The following is a 17,004-nucleotide window of genomic DNA, read 5'->3' on the forward strand; positions in this document are numbered from 1 at the left end:
GCCGAGGCCGAACGCAGAGCGGCTTAACCCCGTCCACTTTCTCGGGGGAAGATCACGGCCAATTTGAACCAGATCGGTCGGTACTTGCCGGCTGCGTCTCGGCCCGGCTCGCTGAAGGCTGTGAAAGGGACAAGGCAACGCGACGCCGGCGACAGGTGCGGGCGCCAGTGGCTGGAGCTGGTGTTGCGGACGTTGGTCGTGCCGCTGTCGGGCTCAAACTCTAAGATTTTCTGGAAGTCCACTTCACCGCCCTTGGCCCGCAGCTTGTCGGCGCGCTTCGTCGCATTGTCGAAGATCATCTTCTTGGACGACGGCATGCCCCAGCGCGCCAGAGCCAGTTCGCGCACGCCGTTCGCATCGCTTCGAACGATCGGCGCTGCGTAGTCGGGATAGACGTCGCCCGGCGCGAGATTGCCGACCGTCGAGCGCATGGCGCCGGCCATGTCCATAATGGCCTGCGGGCCGGATCGCTGGCGGTAGAGGTTGCACATGGTGTGAGGCTCGCATAGCGAACCAAGTTTGTGGAGTCGCTGACAGAATGTCGCAGCTATTAGGCACGATTGTGGATTGCGATCCACACAATCGTGTGACGCCATCCCAACGGGAGATTGGCTCCCCGGAGGATTGAATGATGATCAAGACCCTGATGGTTGTCGCCGGCATGGCTGCATTCGCCGGCGCCGGGACATTCGTGGCGCCGGAGCGCGCTCAGGCTGCGCCACCTGTGTCTCGAAGCCTCATCATTGACATCGAAAGCGCCATGACCGCCAATCTGGATGCCTGCCAGCTGAAGCAATACGGCTCGTGCATGCAGAAGTTCAACGACCATGGGTTCTGCTACGCATCGGCGGAAACCTATGAATGCCCACCTGAGTGATCGTCTGAGTTTATCCAGGGACGAAGGCCCGCCCTCTCTTGAGGGCGGGCCGCCTGTCACCAATTTTCGGGCAGGGTCGGCCCGTTGCCGCCGCACACATAGATCGGCGTTGCATCATAGTACGGCGAGGGCACATTCGCGCGGAGCACATAGCTGTAGCTGCCGCTGCGACCGCAGCCTCGATCAGAGATTTCACCGAGGTATTCGGTCTTCGCCGCGTCGGCATAATAGACGTAGTGGTAGGCGGTCAGATCCGTCTGGGCGACGGCCGAGGTGACGCCGGCGGCGGCGACCAAAGCGGCGCCGACAAGCATGGCTTTAACGCGGATTTTCATCGTGTTTACTCCCATGTGCACGCCTATCGCGTGCTCTCCAAGGAGCGCGCCTGAGCGGAAGTAAATCAACTCACAGGCGTGTCATAAACCATGATTGTAAGCTTCACAGGGGAATTGCTGCGTTGACAGAGCAACTCTGAGATGCCGCTATAAGGGCACCTTCGCTTCGGAAGGAATGGAGTATGTGATGAAGAACTCGCTACGCCTTGTCCATCTAGCGCTTGCTGCTGCAATGTTGACGTCTTCGGCCGTCGGCGCAGCGACATTGGCCCCCACACAAGCCGAAGCGGCCGAACGGCCGTGGTTGATCATCACCTATCTGAGGAACGGTCAGAACGTCGGCAACACTCAGGTCTTCTGCAACAGCCCTGACGTAAATTTTGGCGACACCACCAACTACGACAACACGCACTACGACTACTATTTCATGTGTCCGTGACTGCCGGCCCCTAGCGGTAGCTGGCCAAAAACGGATGGGCCGTCATCCTTCGGGGTGGCGGCCTTTTCATAGTCGACCACAGGGACGGCTTAAGGACAGAATGTCGCAGCCGTTAATGACGATTTCAGATTGCTGGGAATGCAATCTCGTGACGCAGTAGCAACGGGAGATTGGCTCCCTTCGGAGAAGACTATGATCAAAACGCTTCTTTCAGGCGCCGCATTGGCGGCAGTTATGGCGGTCGTGACGGTGGCCCCCGCTACGCCCGCAAAGGCCAATCCCAACTGCGACTGCACCTGGATGGCCACCGGCTACAGCGAGGCGACTGGTGAGTTCACCTATGAGTGGGTGTGTCCGACGGTGGAAACCTGCGTGGACACCAAGGTTCCAGAAGGGTGACAGCTGCCCGCCCGCTTTCTTCGGAGGGCGGGCTTTCGTCGTTTCAGCACTCTGCGAGAAAGTCGGCCTCAGTCTCGGTGCCGATCCGCGTCCGGCTGCTGATCCAAACGTCCAGACCTCGATAGTTCAGTCCGCCGTTGTTGCGCGTCTTTAGGTGCTGAACAGCCTGTTCTATCTCGACCCGCCGTATTGGGGCGGCGAAGGCGACTACGGCGCCGATATGTTCAGCCGCGACCAGTTCGCGGCGATGGCCGGTCAGCTGGCCAGCATCAAGGGACGATTCGTCCTGTCGCTGAACGACCGCCCTGAGGTCAGGGAAGTCTTCGCCGGGTTCGACATCGCGGCGGCGGCGACGACCTACAGCATTCAGGGCGGCGGCCAGACGGCTGGCGAGGTAATCATCACTCGTCGGCCCACGGCGGCGGAAGCTGGCCTGCCTTGAATAGGATAGTGGGGTTCTCGTCGTAATCGCCCATCTCCGTGTCTGCCGACGCGGAATAGGCGACCACCCCCAGCCGCAGCGGAGCCAGGCGCTCGGCCTTCCGCGCGGCTTCCTCGGCGGTCTTGCAGCCCACGGGCTGTTCCGCCTTCAGCGCGCGGCCTTTGCCCTGGACGTAAGCCTGGACGATGTGAACGGTCTCGACGGCCATGGATGCCCTCCGCTGCTATTGATGGCCTGTTCGCAGATCAATGCGACAGGTTCGGTCGTGTCAGCCCGCCAGCGCGCGCCGCACGGCCTCCGGCTCATGCTGGATGACCTTCAGCAGCAGGCGGCTGCCGGTGTCAGGTTCGCGACGATGCTGCTCCCAGTCGCGCACGGTGGCGACCGGCAGGCCGTAGGCGCTGGCGAAGCCTTCCTGCGTCAGCTTCTGGCCCTTGCGGATCGCAGCCACGTCCACCGATTCGGGGGCGTGAACGCGAACGCCCGCGCCTTCCGGGCGACCCTCGGCGTGGGCGACAGCCTCGTCGAGGCCAGCCATGATCCCCGCGAAATCGCTGTCGCGGGTCTCTTGGGGCGTGATGCTCTTGCTCATTACATGATCCTCCGTGATCGGTGAGCGGTTACGGGGTGGTGGTCAGGCCCCTCGGAGCCTGTCCATCATCGTCTTGAGGGCCTTGATCTGCTCGGCTGTGAAGTTTGCCGCCCGGCCCTTGGAAAGCACGAACAGCAGATAGACCGGCCGCTCGCTGTTGAGGTGAGCGGTGGCGACCCGATAGCCGCCCGACTTACCCTTGCCGCGCCCGGCGACGCGGACCTTCCGAATGCCGCCCGATCCGACGATCAGGTTTCCGGCCGTAGGATCGGCGGCGATTTGCTGGACGGCGGCGGCGCGTTCGGCGTCCGTCATGCCAGCCTTATCGGCCGAGGCGATGAAGGCGGCGGTTTCGGCGACGGTGTGCAGCGGCGTTTCCATGAGCAAGATATACGGCAATGCCGTATCATCATCAAGCGGAAAGGGCGGCAGTGCCGTAGTCTATCGCCACAATCTGGAAACCATTCTGGCAACAAGCAAGGCGCGCCGAATCATCGGATCGCATCAAACCCAGCAATGACGGGGAAAAAGGATGGTGGATGCGACAGGGATTGAACCTGTGACCCCCTCGGTGTGAACGAGGTGCTCTCCCGCTGAGCTACGCATCCATGCCTTGCGGAGGCGGCGACATAGCCCGGTCGCCCGCCGCGCGCAAGCGTCCGTTTCAGATTCCGGCGGCGCGCACGGTTTCCGGCGTCTCGGCTTCCGGGTCGCCGGGCAGCCAGGCCACGTGGCCGTCGTAGATGTCCTGGTTCAATATGCCCTCTTCCCTGGCCACCAGCACCGGCACCAGCATCTGGCCGGTCACGTTCGTCGCGGTCCGCATCATGTCGATGACCCGGTCGATGGCGACGATATAGCCGATGCCTTCCAGCGGCAGGCCGGCGGTCGACAGGGTCAGGGTCAGCATGACGATCGAGGTTCCCGGCACCCCCGCCGTGCCCAGCGACCCCAACACCGCCGTCATGCCGATCAGGACATACTGGGTCAGGGTCAGGTCGATCTTGAAATACTGGGCGATGAAGATGGAGGCGATGGCCGGATAGATGGCGCCGCAACCGTCCATCTTCACATTGGCGCCCAGAGGCACGGCGAAGGCCGCATAGGCCTGGGGCACGCCCAGACGTTCCACCGTCTGACGCAGGGTGATCGGCAGGGTGCCCAGCGACGACGATGTCGCAAACGCCGTCTGCTGGGCCGCGAAGGCGCCGCGGAAGAAGCTGGTCACCTTCAGCCCATGCACCTTCAGCAGGCCCGAATAGACGATCAGGATGTGGAACAGGCAGGCCGCATAGATGGCGGCGATGAACTTCAACAGCGGCAGCAGGGCCTCCCAGCCATAGCCGCCGACCACCGCGCCGATCAGGCCGAACACGCCGATGGGCGTCAGTTGGATCACCCAGCGGGTGATGCGGAAGATGATGGCCGCGCCCTCGTCCACCAGCCGGCGCGCGCCTTGCGCCCGGTCGCCCAGCGCCACCAGCGCCATGCCGACCAGGGCGGAGAAGAAGATGATCTGCAGCACCTTGCCCTCGGCCAGGGCGGCGAACGGATTGGTCGGCACGACGCCGATCAGCACCTCAAGCGGCGTCGGGATCACCCGTTCCTTGACCTCGCCCAGCGGCAGGTTCGACAGGCCGACGCCCGGATTGATGATGTGCCCGAAGGCGAAACCGACCAGCACGGCCAGCAGCGAAGTGATCGCGAACCAGACGATGGTGCGCACGCCCAGCCGGACGGCGCCCGCCCCCTCGCCCAGCTTGGCGATGGAGCTTGCGATGGTGAACAGCACCAAGGGCGCCACCACCATGCGGATCAGGTTCAGATAGACGTCGCCGATCGGTTGCAGCCAGACCTCGGCCCGCTCCCGCAGGATCAGCCCGGCGATTATGCCCAGGACGAAGCCGGCGGCGGTGCGTTGCCACAGCGGGATTTTCAGGAAGCGAGCGAACATGAGGGGCACTTTCGACGGGGTGCGCCAATCTGTCCATCGCCAGGGCGATCCGCAACCGCGTCGGCGATCATTCGTCGAGAGATTTACTGACGCCCGGCTTCAGAATTTCAGCGCTTTCGAGACGTAGAAGTCGGACAAGAGGCCGTCCACGGCCTCCTCCACATCCTCGAAATCGTCGATCAGAACATCGGCCCCGAGGGTCTCGACCGGAACCGGGGTGAAGCCGAAGGTGACCAGGATGCAAGGCATGCCGGCGTCCCTGGCCGCGCCTGCGTCGGGGGCGGCGTCGCCGACCATGATCGCCCGGTCGGGATCGCCGCCGGCCAGTGTCACGGCCTCCTTAAGATGCGCGCCCGACGGCTTGCGCGCGCTGACGCGATCGGGGCCGACGATGGCCGCGAAATGACGGGCGAGGTCCAGCTTCTGCAGCAGCAGTTCGGAGAGGTCCGAACGCTTGTTGGTCGCCACGACCAGAAGGGCGCCACGCGCCGCCAGCCGCTCCAACGTCTCGACCACCCCTTCGAACGGCTGTGAGCCGTCCGCGATATGGGCGGCGTAATCGGCCAGGAAGCGCTCGAACAGCTCGTCCGACTGCGCCCGCTCGACCGACGCGCCCGCCGCCTCGAACCCATGAACCAGCAGCGCCCGCGCGCCCGAACCGATCAGGGTGGAGGCGGACTCCATCGACACCGGCGGCAGACCTTCTTCGACCAGCAGCCGATTCAGGGTTCCGATCAGATCCGGCGCGGAATCGACCAGCGTGCCATCCAGATCGAAGGCGATGGTCCAGCCTTCCAGGTCGCGATCGGTCATGGGCGGTCTCTTTCCATTCGTCATCCTCGGGCTTGACCCCAGGACCGGGCGCCGCCCCGCACGTGCGAAACGGCGGCGCGCCAGCGCTGGCCAAATCCGATCCTCGGGTCAAGCCCGAGGATGACGGAACGGCGGGGTCGCTGTAGACGGCGAAAGACGACTAGCCTTCGGGACGATTCATGACCAGCCAGACGCGCGCTCGCGCCGCCATCATTCTCGCCGCCGGCCAGGGAACGCGCATGAAGTCGCCCCTGCCCAAGGTGCTGCATCCCGTCGCCCACCGCGCCATGCTGGATCACGCCATCGACGCGGCCGAGGGGCTGGGCTGCGAGCGGATCGTGGTCGTGGTCGGAAATCACTCCCCGGAAGTTCGCGCCCACGTCGTCAAACGGCTGGGCGAGGCCGCAATCGCGGTTCAGGACCCGCCGCTGGGCACCGGCCACGCCGTCCGCGCCGCCGAACAGGCCCTGGCCGGGTTCGACGGCGAGGTGGTCGTCACCTATGGCGACGTGCCCCTGCTGAAGGCCGGCGACATCGCGCCGGTGTTCAACGCCGAGGGCGTGACCGTGATCGGCTTCGAGGCCCGCGATCCCGGCGCCTATGGCCGGCTGATCCTGGACGGCGACACATTGACCGCCATCACCGAGGCCAAGGAGGCGTCCGCCGAGGTGCTGGCGATCACCGCCTGCAACTCCGGCGTCATGGCCGCCCCGGCCGCCCTGCTCTTCTCGCTGCTGGCCGATGTGACGAACGACAACGCCAAGGGCGAATACTATCTGACCGATGTGGTCGAGCTGGCGCGCAAGGGCGGTCATCCGACCCGCGCCGTCTTCGCCGCCGAGGACGCGGTGATGGGCGTCAACTCCCAGGCCGAACTGGCCCAGGCCGAGGCCCTGTTCCAACAGGTTCAGCGCGAGACCTTCCAAGCCGCCGGCGTGACCATGAGCGCGCCCGACACCGTCCACTTCGCCTGGGACACCCGGGTCGGCGGCGGAACCGTGATCGAACCCTTCGTGGTGTTCGGGCCCGGCGCGGTGATCGACGGCGGCGCGCGCATCCGCAGCTTCAGCCATGTCGAAGGCGCCCGCGTCGGCCCCGGCGCCGAGATCGGCCCCTACGCCCGCCTGCGTCCCGGCGCGGACCTGGCCGAAGGGGTCAAGATCGGCAATTTCGTCGAGGTGAAGAACGTCGCCATGGCCAAGGGCGCCAAGGCCAACCACCTGTCCTATCTGGGCGACGGAGCCGTGGGCGCGGGCGCCAACATCGGCGCCGGGACGATCTTCTGCAACTACGACGGCTTCAACAAGGCCCGGACCGAGATCGGCGCCGGGGCCTTCGTGGGTTCGAACTCCAGCCTGGTGGCGCCGGTCCACATCGGCGACGGCGCCCTGATCGCCTCGGGCTCGGTCGTGACCGAGGACGTGCCGGCCGACGCCCTGGCCTTCGGCCGGGCGCGCCAAACCATCAAGACCGACGCCGCCGCCGCCTTCCGCGAGACGGCCAAGGCCAGGAAGGCGGCCGCCAAGGCCGCCCAGTCCAGGAGCGATCCGTCCAAATGAGCGATATCCAGAAGAAGAACGCCGGCGAGGCGGCGGCCGCCCATGTCGAGGCGGGGATGATCGTGGGCCTGGGCACCGGCTCCACCGCCGCCTGGTTCGTCAAGGCGCTGGCGGCGCGCAACCTGTCCGGTCTGCGCTGCGTGCCGACCTCGGAAAAGACCGCCGACCTGGCGCGTGAACTGGGCCTGACGCTGTCCACGCTGGAGGACACGCCGCGCATCGACCTGACCGTGGACGGCGCCGACGAGGTGGGGCCGGGCCTGGCCCTGATCAAGGGCGGCGGCGCGGCCCTGCTGCGCGAAAAACTGGTGTGGGAGGCGTCCAGCCGCTGCATCGTCATCGCCGACGCGGCCAAGGTGGTGCCGGTGCTGGGCGCCTTTCCCCTGCCGATCGAGGTCGTGGCCTTCGGTCACAAGACCACGGCAAACCGCATCGCCGACGTCCTGATCGACCACGACATCAACCAGCCCGCCCGGGTGCGTCAGGCGGATCGCGGCCTGGTCCGCACCGATGGCGGCAATCTGATCTATGATGCGGCGTGCAAGGCGATCAGCGACCCGGTGAGGCTAGCCGACGACCTGAAGCTGATCACCGGCGTGGTCGAACACGGCCTGTTCCTGGACCTGGCCGATCTGGCCATCATCGGGACCGACGACGGCTTCGAGGAACGCCTGCCCTAACAGACGCCGCGTCGGCTCAGCACGGCGGGCAGGGTCCGCGCGAGGATGGCGAAGTAGACGCCGAGCGTCAGGTTCCGAACCAGCCAGACATCCATCGCGACGCGACGGCGATAGGGCACGTCATTGCGGCCGGACACCTGCCACAGCCCCGTCAATCCGGGGCGCACGGCGCAGTAGTCGGCCAAGCGCCGCCCATACAGCGCCGCCTCGTCCATCACGATCGGCCGGGGTCCGACCAACGCCATCTGGCCGCCCAGCACATTGAGCAACTGGGGCAGTTCATCGATGCTGGAGCGGCGCAAGAAGCCGCCGAGCCGTGTCACGCGCACGTCGTGGCGAAACTTGCGCGACGCCCGCCATTCCGCATCGATCAGGCCGGAAAGCCGCGCCTCCGCATCGGTCGCCATGGTGCGGAACTTCAGACAGTCGAACAGACGCCCGCCCTGCCCGATCCTTGGCTGCCGGAACAGCACGGGACCGCCGCCCTGGGTCCAGATCGCCAAGGCGATCAGCACCATCAGAGGCGCGAAGACGAGCAGCCCGCCCCCCGCCAGAACGATATCCAGCCGCCGAATGACGGCGGCGCCGCGCCATTGGACAGCGGGCGCGCCGATGCCGCAGTCCGCCGGCGGCGCGGATATCGCCTCCACACTCGACATCGAACCGCTTCCCCATGCCGATCATCGCCCTGGGTTGTGGTTGATGCAACCTTTGGCGAAGCGGCCAAAGCGGGATGTATTGACGGCATAGAAGCAAACCACCATAGGTTGCGAATGCAGCCATCGTCCACCCCTGGCGATCAGACGCCCTCGACGGGTAAGAGAAGCGCCCGCGTTCAAGCCGTCGAAACGCGTGGGTCGGGACGGCTGACGGTGGCGATGCTGGCGGGGCTCAGCATCCTGCTCTGGGCGCTGATCGCGGGCGGCGTCTATCTGATCGTCCGCATCCTGCTTTAGTCAGTCGCCGTTCCAGGCCGTCAGGGCGACAGGTGATCTCCGGCCGCCGGCCTGCACAGTCCCTGAAATGACGACGGTCCGGTCGCCCAGGTTTCGGCGGGCGGTCGCCAGCGCGCCCTGGTCGATGCGCGCTTCAAGCTCGACCTGGCCCTCTGGCGTCGCGCCGGTCATCCGCACGGATGCATCGGTGATGCGATAGGTCTCGGGCAGAACCCGCACCTCGCCCTCAGGCGCGTTCAGCGTCAAGATCAGCGGCGGCGCGCGACGATCCCCGGCCTCCCAGGCCGCGAACGCCGTGGCCTGACCGATGAACAGCGAGGCGACGGCGGGTCCAGTGGCTTCAGTCGGCCGGTACTCGCCCGACACATCGCCGGTGAGGTCGTGACGAAACACGACGGAATCCCTGCTGCTCTGCGGCCGGGCATGGTCTTCGCGCCGTTCACAGGGGCCGACGGCCAGCAGCCCCAGCACGGTGACCGCCCCGAGCAGACGCCTCATCGGTCCAGCGCCTTGTCCAGGGCGTGAAAGCCCGCGATGGCCAGGTCGGTCGCATTGGTGAAGACCGCCGGATCGATCCGCTCGAAGGTGTCGCTGGGCCGGTGGTAATCGGGATGATAGTCGACGCCCATGTAGAGGAACGGCACGCCCGCCGCGTGGAAGGCGGCGTGATCCGACGCCTCGACCCAGTTGTTCTCGCCCGTGTCCTGCGGCGTGTCCTTGCCGAAGGCGAAGGACACCGCCCCTTGCGCCGGGGTCGGCTCCAGGATGCGGCGGAGATCGGGGTGCTGATAGCCGCCCGTGACCCACAGATGTCCATCGGTCTCCGCGCGCGCCGTCATGTCGAAGTTCAGGTTCAGGCTGACGGACGACAGCGGCACGGGCGGCGCCTTGACGAACTCCCGCGCGCCCAGAAGCCCCCGCTCCTCTCCGTCCAGGGCCACGATCAGCACGCTGTGCTCCGGCGGATCGGCTTTCAGCCGCCGCGCCAACTCCAGCATCGTCGCCACGCCCGACGCATTGTCGTCCGCGCCGTGATAGATCTGGCCGTCGTTCATGCCGACATGATCGTAGTGGGCCGTCACCACGATATAGCGATCCGCCACGCGCGTTCCGGGGATCAGGCCGACGATGTTGACGCCGCTGAACCGCTTCACGCCCTCGCGCGTGCGGCCCGGCGCCTCGAAGGGTTGAAGCCGACCGAAGGATGCGGGCTGAACCCCCATCGCCTCCAGCCGCGACACGATATAGGCCCGCGCCCGCTCGCCACCCGCCGATCCGGTGTCGCGTCCCTGCATGTCGTCGCCGGACAGGATACGCACATCCTCCAGCAAGGGACTGTTGACGATGGGCGCCGGCGGCGCGCTGGCGACGGTTGCCGGCGGAACCGGGGTGCAGCCGCCGATCAGCAGGGCGGCCGATAAAAGGAAGCAGGCGGTCGGGCGGATCATGCGAACTCCGTAAGGGCAGGCCGACCCTAGCGGCAGCCGAACCCCGCGTCAGCCGTTCGTTCGCAGTCACGACGATGCACGCGACCGCCGACAGATGATAAGGCACACCCATGGCCCCGACGAATCCTTCGCCCCCCGCCGCTGAAGACCTGACGCCCGATGCGGCGGCGGACGAACTGGCCTGGCTGGCCGCGGAAATGGCGCGTCACGACGCCCTCTACGCCGAGGCTGCGCCCGAGATTTCCGATGCGGACTATGACGCCCTGCGCGCCCGCAACGCCGCCATCGAGGCCGCCTTCCCCGATCTGATCCGCCCCGATTCGCCGTCGAACAAGGTGGGCGCCGCCGCCTCCAGCCAGTTCGCCGAGGTGCGCCATGGCGTGCCCATGCTGTCGCTGGACAACGCCTTCGACGAGGGCGAGGTGCGCGATTTCGTGGCCCGGATCGCCCGCTTCCTGAAACTTCCGGCCGACGAACCCATCGCCTTCGTCGCCGAACCCAAGATCGACGGCCTGTCCGCCAACCTGCTCTATATCGACGGCACGCTCAGCGTCGGCGCCACGCGCGGCGACGGCCGCACCGGCGAGGACGTCACCGCCAATCTGAAGACCATTGCGGCGGTGCGCCAGACCCTGGACGGCGACGACTGGCCCGACCGGATCGAGGTGCGCGGCGAGGTTTACGCCCCCAACGCCGCCTTCGACGCCTTCAATGCGGCGGCCGAGGCCGAGGGCCGCCGCACCTACGCCAATCCCCGCAACTTCGCCGCCGGGTCCCTGCGCCAGAAGAATGCGGAGATCACGGCCAAGCGCCCCCTGACCTTCTTCGCCTACGCCTGGGGCGAACACTCCAGCGACTTCGCCGAGACCCAGTGGGAGGCCCTGCAGGCACTCGAGGCGTGGGGCTTTCCCGTCAACGACCGTTCCCGCCGGGTCGAGGGCGCCGAGGGACTGATCGCCGTCTATCGGGAGTTGGAACGGGACCGCGCGACCTTGGGCTATGACATCGACGGCGTAGTGTACAAGGTCGACCGGCTGGACTGGCAGCGCCGCCTGGGCTTCGTCGCCCGCAGCCCCCGCTGGGCCGTCGCCCACAAGTTCCCGGCCCAGCAGGCGACCACGGTGCTGGAAGGCATCGACATCCAGGTCGGCCGCACAGGCTCCCTGACACCCGTCGCCCGGCTGCATCCGGTGACCGTTGGCGGCGTGGTCGTGCGCAACGCCACCCTGCACAACGAGGATGAAATCCAGCGTCTGGATGTCCGCATTGGCGACACGGTGCGCCTGCAACGCGCCGGCGACGTGATCCCTCAGATCCTGGGCGTCCAGTTGGATCAGCGACCGGCCGACGCCGTTCCCTATGTCTTCCCCGATCACTGCCCGGTCTGCGGTTCGGAAGCGGTGCGCGAGGGGGACGAGGTCAAGCGGCGCTGCACCGGCGGCCTGATCTGCGACGCCCAGATCGTGGAGCGGCTGAAGCATTTCGTCGGCCGCCGCGCCTTCGACATCGAGGGACTGGGCGAGAAGCAGTTGGTCGCCTTCCATGCGCGCGGCTGGATCAAGGAGCCCGCCGACATCTTCCGCCTGGCGCGCGACGCGGATCGGCTGGCCGAGCTGGAGCGGGACGACGGATACGGCGAGACCAGCATCCGCAACCTGGTCGCCGGCATCGAGGCCCGGCGCGTGATCTCGCTGGACCGGTTCCTGTTCGGCCTGGGCGTGCGCGACATCGGCGAACAGACCTCCATCGTTCTGGCCCGCGCGTTCGAAAGCTGGTCGGCGCTGAAGGCCGCCTGTCTTCAGGCCGCATCGGGCATTCCATCCCCTGCCTGGCGCGCGCTGGCCGGCGCCCACGCCATCTCGCCGCGCGTCCTGGCCCTGATGGCCGAGGCGACGCCGCCCGCCGCCGATCCCTGGCCAGAAGCCACCCTGGACATGAAGATCGCCCAGGCCTTTCCCGGCATGGCCGCCCCGGCCCGACGCGCGTTGGCGACCCTGACCGATGACTGGTCGGGCCTGGTCGAACTGGCCCGCGTAGCGCGCCAGGAAGGCCCCTCCGAAATGCTGAACCAGATCGCGGGCGTCACCGGCGTCGGCCCCGTCGCCGCCGAGGCCCTGGCCCACTTCTTCCACGAGCCGCACAATCTGGAGGTCGTCGCCGCTCTTGAGGCCGAACTGAACCAGATCGTCGACGCCGAACGGCCCAAGTCCGACACCGCCGTGGCCGGCAAGACCGTGGTCTTCACCGGCGCGCTGGAACGCTTCACGCGCGACGAGGCCAAGGCTCGCGCCGAGAGCCTGGGGGCCAAGGTGTCGGGATCGGTGTCAAAGAAGACCGACTACCTCGTCGCAGGTCCCGGCGCGGGCTCCAAGCTGAAAGACGCCGAAAAACACGGCGTTCAGGTGCTGACCGAAGACGAATGGCTGGCGCTGATCGGGTGATCTCTAAGCTGCTCCAACGCCGTTCGGTATCGCCGCGACAGCGGCGCCTCGGTCGCGCCAAGCTCCACCGTCCAGTCGCCCGATCCATCGGGACGCAGGCCCCGCGCGCGTTCGGTCGTTGGACGGGCCTTATTGGGCGTCTAACCCCTCGCCGGCTCGGCGAGAGGTGAGTCAGCGACGCGACCATGCCGCCAAGCCTCTGAAAACTTGACGTAACGTCGCCCATATTCACATTTTCCGGCCGCGATTTCCGACTTGTTTTCGACGGAAATCAGGATCAGCGTGTTCTTCAAGAGGACCGTCCCCAAGCGGCCTGACGACAAAGGAGACGACCCATGAAGATCAAGATTCTGCTGGCCGCCGCAGCCCTGACCGGCTCGCTCGCCACGCCCGCCCTGGCCAGCGACCCCACGGGCCTGTGGCAGACCCCGACCAATGGCGGGCAGGTTCGCATCGCGCGGTGCGGTCAGGCCCTGTGCGGCACGCTGGTGACGTCCGACCACATCCGCAACGACGCCAACGCGCGCGATGAGCGCAACCGCGACGCCGCCCAGCGGAACCGCACCCTGCGCAACCTGCCCATGTTGACCGGCTTCACCGGCGGGCCGACGGAATGGCGCAACGGCTCGGTCTATAATCCGGCCGACGGCGGCACCTATCGCGGCACCATCACCATGACCAACGACAATACCCTGCGCCTGCGCGGCTGCATCGTCGCCCCGCTTTGCAAGACCCAGACTTGGACTCGCATTCAGTAGGTCGTCGCCAGACGGATGAAAGGCCCGGCCGGAGCGATCCGACCGGGCCTTTTGCATTTCAGACGCCTGGCGCTCAGCGATTCAGGGCTGCCCTCGCCGCCTCGGCATAGCGGTGTCCGCTGGCCGCGCCCTTGGGGAAGACGGCGTCGATGCGGGCCAGGTCTTCCGGCGACAGCACGAGGTCAACGGCGCCCGCATTCTGCTCCAACGTCGCGATGCGGCGCGTGCCGGGAATGGGGACCAGATCATCGCCCTGCGCCAACACCCAGGCCAGGGCCAGTTGGGCGGCGGTTACCCCCCTATCGGCCGCGATGGCCTTGACCGCCTCGACCAGATCCAGGTTCTTCTGGAAGTTCTCGCCCATGAAGCGGGGATTGCTGCGTCGGAAGTCATCGGCGTCCAGATCATCGACAGACTTGATGTCTCCGGACAGGAAACCGCGTCCCAGCGGGCTGTAGGGCACGAAGCCGATGCCCAGTTCGCGGGTCACGGCGAACAGTTCGTCCTCCGGTTCACGGCTCCACAGAGAATATTCCGTTTGAAGGGCCGTGATCGGATGAGTCGCGTGAGCCTTGCGAAGGGTGTCCGGCGCCGCCTCAGACAGCCCAAGGAAGCGAACCTTGCCCTCCCTGACCAGTTCGGCCATCGCCCCGACCGTCTCCTCGATCGGCGTGTTCGGGTCGACGCGGTGCAGATAGTAGAGATCGACGTGATCGACGCCCAGACGCTGCAGGCTGCCCTCGATGGCGCGCCTGACGTTGGCGGGGCTGCCGTCCGTCATCAGGCGACTGCGGTCGTCGTTGTAATTGATGCCGAACTTGGTGGCGATGAACGCCTGGTCCCGGCGGTCCTTAAGGGCCTTGCCGACCAGCATCTCGTTCGTGTGCGGCCCATACATTTCCGCCGTATCGAAAAGGGTGATCCCCAGATCGAGCGCACGGTGAATGACAGACACCGACTGGGCCTCGTCCGCGCCGCCATAGAAGGCGCTCATGCCCATACAGCCCAGGCCGATGGCTGAAACCTCGGGTCCGTTCGGGCCCAGCTTGCGCATCTTCATTCGCGCTCTCCTGTCGATGTGGGGGATCGGCCAATGCGCCGATGATCAGGAGATGGTCGCTGCGCTGGCTGGCTTCAAGCCCGGCCGCGCTCTGCGATGGTACCGCCTCTCAGGCTTGAACTGAGGACCTCCGGTTCCACAAACCGGCGCTCTAACCAACTGAGCTAAGGCGGCCCGCTCATCGCGAGGCGCGTTCTCTACCGGGCCTTACCGATGCGATCAAGCGACTTCGTGCGATTTCATCAGCAGATTTCCGTTGGTTCCGGCCAAAGGAAAACGCCCCGGAGATGGCTCTCCGGGGCGTCTCGTCTTGATCGCTTCTTGGCTCAACCGAGGTTGAACGGCACGCGAACGCGGAAGGTCGCATCCTGGGCGGCGCCATCGACGGTGCGCGGGGACAGTTGTCCACGCTGAACCACCCGAATGGCGGCGCGGCCGAAGCCCATGCCGGCGGGCTCTTCCGAGATCACCTGGCAGTTCGCCGGAGACCCGTTGGAGCGCGCGGTGCACTCCACGGTGGCCGATCCGCTGATCTCACGTTCCAGCGCGCGCGCTGGGAAGTCGTCCGCGGTCGGACGCGGCTGGCGCGCCCATTGGACGTTCGTGATCGTCGACGGACGCGGCGGAGCCGGCGGAGCGGGCGGCGGCGGCGGTCCGGGAATGTTCACGGGCGGACCCGTGTATTCCACCCGGTCTTCCTTCTTCGTCGGCGTGATGTTCACCGGCGGAGGAGGCGTGACGTTCGGAACCGGCGCCGGCACGCGCACCTGAAGCTTAGGCGGCGGCGGCTGATCCGTCGGCGGAGGCGGCGGGGGCGGAGGCGGCGGAGGCGGCGGAACCGGCTCGACCAACTCGACCTCGACGGACTCGTCGACGTAGTTGAATTCCTTCAGCTTAAACTTCGACTGCTGCAGGAAGAAGATCAGCAAGGCGAACAGGATGGAGACGACCAGCAGGCACACGATCAGCACGGGGTAGGAAACCCCCATGAAGCCCTTGGCCTTGGGTACGTCGTAACGACTGCGATGATATTCGACGTCTGTCATACTATCTCCGCGCTCTAGCTCGTCGCCTGGTCTTCGCCGACCAGTGCAACGCTGTAGAAGCCGTTATCCTGCAGCGCATTCATGACCTGCATGAAGTCGCCGTAACGGGTGTTCTGGTCGCCCCGAATGAAGATCCGCTCATCGGCCGGGTTCCGCGATCCGATCTGCTTCAGCAGATCTTCACCGAGGGAGCCGACGTCGGTCCTGAAGTCGCCCACATAGACGTCACCGTCGTTCTGGATCGAAATATAGACCGGCTTGGGCGGGTTCGGGGCCGCCTTGGCGACGGCGATTGGCAACTCGACGGGCACCGACACGGAAGCTAGCGGAGCCGCCACCATGAAGATGATGAGCAAGACCAGCATGATATCAACGAAAGGCGTAACGTTGATATCGCTGTTGGCCTCGACCACATTGCCAGCGCCGCCCGATTTAATCTTGGCGGCCATCCGTCTTACGCCCCCTTGTCGAGCTGACGCGAGATGCCGTTCAGCAGCTCAGCGGCGAAACCGTCGGCGCGCGTGCCGTAACCGGCGATGCGGGTGTTGAAGTAGTTGTAGAACACAACGGCCGGGATAGCGGCGAACAGGCCGATACCGGTGGCCAGCAGGGCCTCGGCGATACCCGGAGCAACGACGGCCAGGTTGGTCGTGTTGGATTCCGCGATGCCGATGAAGGAGTTCATGATGCCGTAAACGGTGCCGAACAGACCGACGAACGGCCCGATGGACCCGACGGACGCCAGGAACTGCTGACCGCCCGACAGGCGCTTGGCCAGACCGGCTTGAACGGCCGAGACGGCGGCGGTGGCGCGGCCCATGGCCGAGTCCAGGTGATCGCCGGTGACCGACAGGCCCGACTGACGCGACAGTTCGATTTCCTCGGTGGCGGCGGCGGCCATGTCGGCCAGCGGGTTGCCGTCGAACTCTTCCTGGGTGGCGACGGCGCGCATATCGGCGATGGTGCGGGCGCCGCGGAAGTTTTCGAGGAAGGTGTCCGTCTTGCGGTTCAGCGAACCGAACTCGAACAGTTTGATCAGCAGAAGCGTCCAGGACAGGATCGAGGCCAGCAGCAGGCCGGCCATGACGACCTTAACGACCACCGTGGCTTCCATGAACATGGAGATCGGGGTGATGCCGCCGCCGTGGTGACCGCCGCCGACGGCTTCGTTCACCGTCGCGGGATCGGCCGGGGTCGCCGGGGCT

The 17,004-nt window shown here is 66.3% G+C and carries 24 protein-coding genes and 2 tRNA genes; 10 read left to right on the forward strand and 16 right to left on the reverse strand.

Translation table 11 applies throughout. The features are described 5' to 3' along the window. Window positions 1–23 precede the first annotated feature (23 nt). Window positions 24–443, reverse strand: coding sequence for a hypothetical protein (locus tag RTU05_RS12610; protein ID WP_312598741.1), 420 nt, complete (start codon window positions 441–443; stop codon window positions 24–26). Window positions 444–631: 188 nt separating this feature from the next. Here RTU05_RS12610 and RTU05_RS12615 point away from each other — a divergent pair, with 188 nt between their 5' ends. After that, on the forward strand, window positions 632–877 hold the full coding sequence (locus tag RTU05_RS12615; protein ID WP_312598742.1) for a hypothetical protein: 246 nt from the start codon (window positions 632–634) through the stop codon (window positions 875–877). Window positions 878–933: 56 nt separating this feature from the next. On the opposite strand, the gene RTU05_RS12620 is transcribed toward RTU05_RS12615, so the two are convergent. Beyond that, window positions 934–1,212: a hypothetical protein gene (locus RTU05_RS12620; RefSeq protein ID WP_312598743.1), complete on the reverse strand. Its 279-nt coding sequence runs from the start codon at window positions 1,210–1,212 to the stop codon at window positions 934–936. A 265-nt stretch (window positions 1,213–1,477) separates the two neighbouring features. On the opposite strand from RTU05_RS12620, the gene RTU05_RS12625 reads away from it, so the two are divergent. The 3 genes from RTU05_RS12625 (at window position 1,478) to RTU05_RS12635 (ending at window position 2,492) form a co-directional block, all read left to right on the forward strand. Beyond that, window positions 1,478–1,651, forward strand: a complete 174-nt coding sequence (locus RTU05_RS12625) for a hypothetical protein (RefSeq protein WP_312598744.1) — start codon at window positions 1,478–1,480, stop codon at window positions 1,649–1,651. Window positions 1,652–1,843: 192 nt separating this feature from the next. Then, a complete protein-coding gene (locus RTU05_RS12630; RefSeq protein WP_312598745.1) occupies window positions 1,844–2,050 on the forward strand; it encodes a hypothetical protein in 207 nt (68 codons plus the stop codon). Window positions 2,051–2,204: 154 nt separating this feature from the next. Beyond that, the gene (locus tag RTU05_RS12635) at window positions 2,205–2,492 is read left to right on the forward strand and encodes a hypothetical protein (RefSeq protein WP_312598746.1); all 288 of its coding nucleotides are present in this window, start codon (window positions 2,205–2,207) and stop codon (window positions 2,490–2,492) included. On the opposite strand, the gene RTU05_RS12640 is transcribed toward RTU05_RS12635, so the two are convergent. From RTU05_RS12640 to RTU05_RS12650, 3 genes are read right to left on the reverse strand one after another with little or no spacing between them, the layout of a single operon-like run. Continuing rightward, entirely contained in the window at window positions 2,452–2,700 is a 249-nt protein-coding gene (locus tag RTU05_RS12640; RefSeq protein ID WP_312598747.1) for a hypothetical protein, read from the reverse strand. The two genes, RTU05_RS12635 and RTU05_RS12640, sit on opposite strands and share 41 nt — an antisense overlap. A 60-nt stretch (window positions 2,701–2,760) precedes the next feature. Then, entirely contained in the window at window positions 2,761–3,084 is a 324-nt protein-coding gene (locus RTU05_RS12645; RefSeq protein WP_312598748.1) for a helix-turn-helix domain-containing protein, read from the reverse strand. 42 nt (window positions 3,085–3,126) lie between these two features. After that, a complete protein-coding gene (locus tag RTU05_RS12650; protein ID WP_312598749.1) occupies window positions 3,127–3,465 on the reverse strand; it encodes a type II toxin-antitoxin system RelE/ParE family toxin in 339 nt (112 codons plus the stop codon). Between RTU05_RS12650 and RTU05_RS12655 the strand changes: the two genes are divergently transcribed. Then, complete coding sequence (locus RTU05_RS12655; protein ID WP_312598750.1) at window positions 3,464–3,604, forward strand: hypothetical protein; 141 nt, start codon at window positions 3,464–3,466, stop codon at window positions 3,602–3,604. The genes RTU05_RS12650 and RTU05_RS12655 overlap by 2 nt on opposite strands. 13 nt (window positions 3,605–3,617) lie before the next feature. Here RTU05_RS12655 and RTU05_RS12660 read toward each other — a convergent pair. From RTU05_RS12660 to RTU05_RS12670, 3 genes are all read right to left on the reverse strand, one after another. Next, window positions 3,618–3,692: transfer RNA gene (locus RTU05_RS12660), tRNA-Val, on the reverse strand. A 56-nt stretch (window positions 3,693–3,748) separates the two neighbouring features. Continuing rightward, on the reverse strand, window positions 3,749–5,038 hold the full coding sequence (locus RTU05_RS12665) for a dicarboxylate/amino acid:cation symporter (protein WP_312598751.1): 1,290 nt from the start codon (window positions 5,036–5,038) through the stop codon (window positions 3,749–3,751). A gap of 99 nt (window positions 5,039–5,137) precedes the next feature. Next, complete coding sequence (locus RTU05_RS12670) at window positions 5,138–5,851, reverse strand: HAD-IA family hydrolase (protein ID WP_312598752.1); 714 nt, start codon at window positions 5,849–5,851, stop codon at window positions 5,138–5,140. Window positions 5,852–6,030: 179 nt separating this feature from the next. Between RTU05_RS12670 and glmU the strand changes: the two genes are divergently transcribed. Together glmU and rpiA are read left to right on the forward strand one after the other, a co-directional pair. Next, a complete protein-coding gene (gene glmU, locus RTU05_RS12675; RefSeq protein ID WP_312598753.1) occupies window positions 6,031–7,410 on the forward strand; it encodes a bifunctional UDP-N-acetylglucosamine diphosphorylase/glucosamine-1-phosphate N-acetyltransferase GlmU in 1,380 nt (459 codons plus the stop codon). Next, window positions 7,407–8,090, forward strand: coding sequence for a ribose-5-phosphate isomerase RpiA (gene rpiA, locus RTU05_RS12680; protein WP_312598754.1), 684 nt, complete (start codon window positions 7,407–7,409; stop codon window positions 8,088–8,090). Before glmU ends, rpiA begins: the two co-directional genes overlap by 4 nt. Here rpiA and RTU05_RS12685 read toward each other — a convergent pair. Beyond that, window positions 8,087–8,740: a sugar transferase gene (locus RTU05_RS12685; RefSeq protein WP_312598755.1), complete on the reverse strand. Its 654-nt coding sequence runs from the start codon at window positions 8,738–8,740 to the stop codon at window positions 8,087–8,089. The genes rpiA and RTU05_RS12685 overlap by 4 nt on opposite strands. A gap of 123 nt (window positions 8,741–8,863) precedes the next feature. On the opposite strand from RTU05_RS12685, the gene RTU05_RS12690 reads away from it, so the two are divergent. Next, window positions 8,864–9,046 carry a hypothetical protein gene (locus RTU05_RS12690; protein WP_312598756.1) on the forward strand — a complete coding sequence of 61 codons (183 nt, stop codon included), beginning with the start codon at window positions 8,864–8,866 and terminating at the stop codon, window positions 9,044–9,046. Here the strand turns inward: RTU05_RS12690 and RTU05_RS12695 are convergent, their stop codons facing one another. Both RTU05_RS12695 and RTU05_RS12700 read right to left on the reverse strand, forming a co-directional pair. Beyond that, on the reverse strand, window positions 9,047–9,544 hold the full coding sequence (locus tag RTU05_RS12695) for a hypothetical protein (RefSeq protein WP_312598757.1): 498 nt from the start codon (window positions 9,542–9,544) through the stop codon (window positions 9,047–9,049). It lies immediately after the preceding gene. Beyond that, a complete protein-coding gene (locus RTU05_RS12700) occupies window positions 9,541–10,494 on the reverse strand; it encodes a M28 family peptidase (RefSeq protein ID WP_312598758.1) in 954 nt (317 codons plus the stop codon). The genes RTU05_RS12695 and RTU05_RS12700 overlap by 4 nt, the downstream gene beginning before the upstream one ends. A 110-nt stretch (window positions 10,495–10,604) precedes the next feature. On the opposite strand from RTU05_RS12700, the gene ligA reads away from it, so the two are divergent. Together ligA and RTU05_RS12710 are read left to right on the forward strand one after the other, a co-directional pair. Then, window positions 10,605–12,935: an NAD-dependent DNA ligase LigA gene (gene ligA, locus RTU05_RS12705; protein WP_312598759.1), complete on the forward strand. Its 2,331-nt coding sequence runs from the start codon at window positions 10,605–10,607 to the stop codon at window positions 12,933–12,935. 335 nt (window positions 12,936–13,270) lie between these two features. Continuing rightward, window positions 13,271–13,693 (forward strand): DUF2147 domain-containing protein, encoded by a 423-nt coding sequence (locus RTU05_RS12710; RefSeq protein ID WP_312598760.1) that lies wholly within the window; start codon window positions 13,271–13,273, stop codon window positions 13,691–13,693. Between the two features lie 73 nt (window positions 13,694–13,766). On the opposite strand, the gene RTU05_RS12715 is transcribed toward RTU05_RS12710, so the two are convergent. The 5 genes from RTU05_RS12715 to exbB form a co-directional block, all read right to left on the reverse strand. Further along, on the reverse strand, window positions 13,767–14,753 hold the full coding sequence (locus tag RTU05_RS12715; RefSeq protein ID WP_312598761.1) for an aldo/keto reductase: 987 nt from the start codon (window positions 14,751–14,753) through the stop codon (window positions 13,767–13,769). 97 nt (window positions 14,754–14,850) lie between these two features. Further along, window positions 14,851–14,927: transfer RNA gene (locus RTU05_RS12720), tRNA-His, on the reverse strand. 152 nt (window positions 14,928–15,079) lie between these two features. Then, window positions 15,080–15,799, reverse strand: a complete 720-nt coding sequence (locus RTU05_RS12725; protein ID WP_312598762.1) for an energy transducer TonB — start codon at window positions 15,797–15,799, stop codon at window positions 15,080–15,082. Between the two features lie 14 nt (window positions 15,800–15,813). Further along, window positions 15,814–16,248: a biopolymer transporter ExbD gene (locus RTU05_RS12730; protein ID WP_292021900.1), complete on the reverse strand. Its 435-nt coding sequence runs from the start codon at window positions 16,246–16,248 to the stop codon at window positions 15,814–15,816. A gap of 5 nt (window positions 16,249–16,253) precedes the next feature. Then, window positions 16,254–17,004: tonB-system energizer ExbB (gene exbB, locus RTU05_RS12735; RefSeq protein WP_312598763.1), on the reverse strand; the 751-nt coding region annotated here is incomplete at its 5' end.

Origin of the sequence: Brevundimonas sp., assembly GCF_032017145.1 — a bacterium.
Classification (GTDB): domain Bacteria; phylum Pseudomonadota; class Alphaproteobacteria; order Caulobacterales; family Caulobacteraceae; genus Brevundimonas.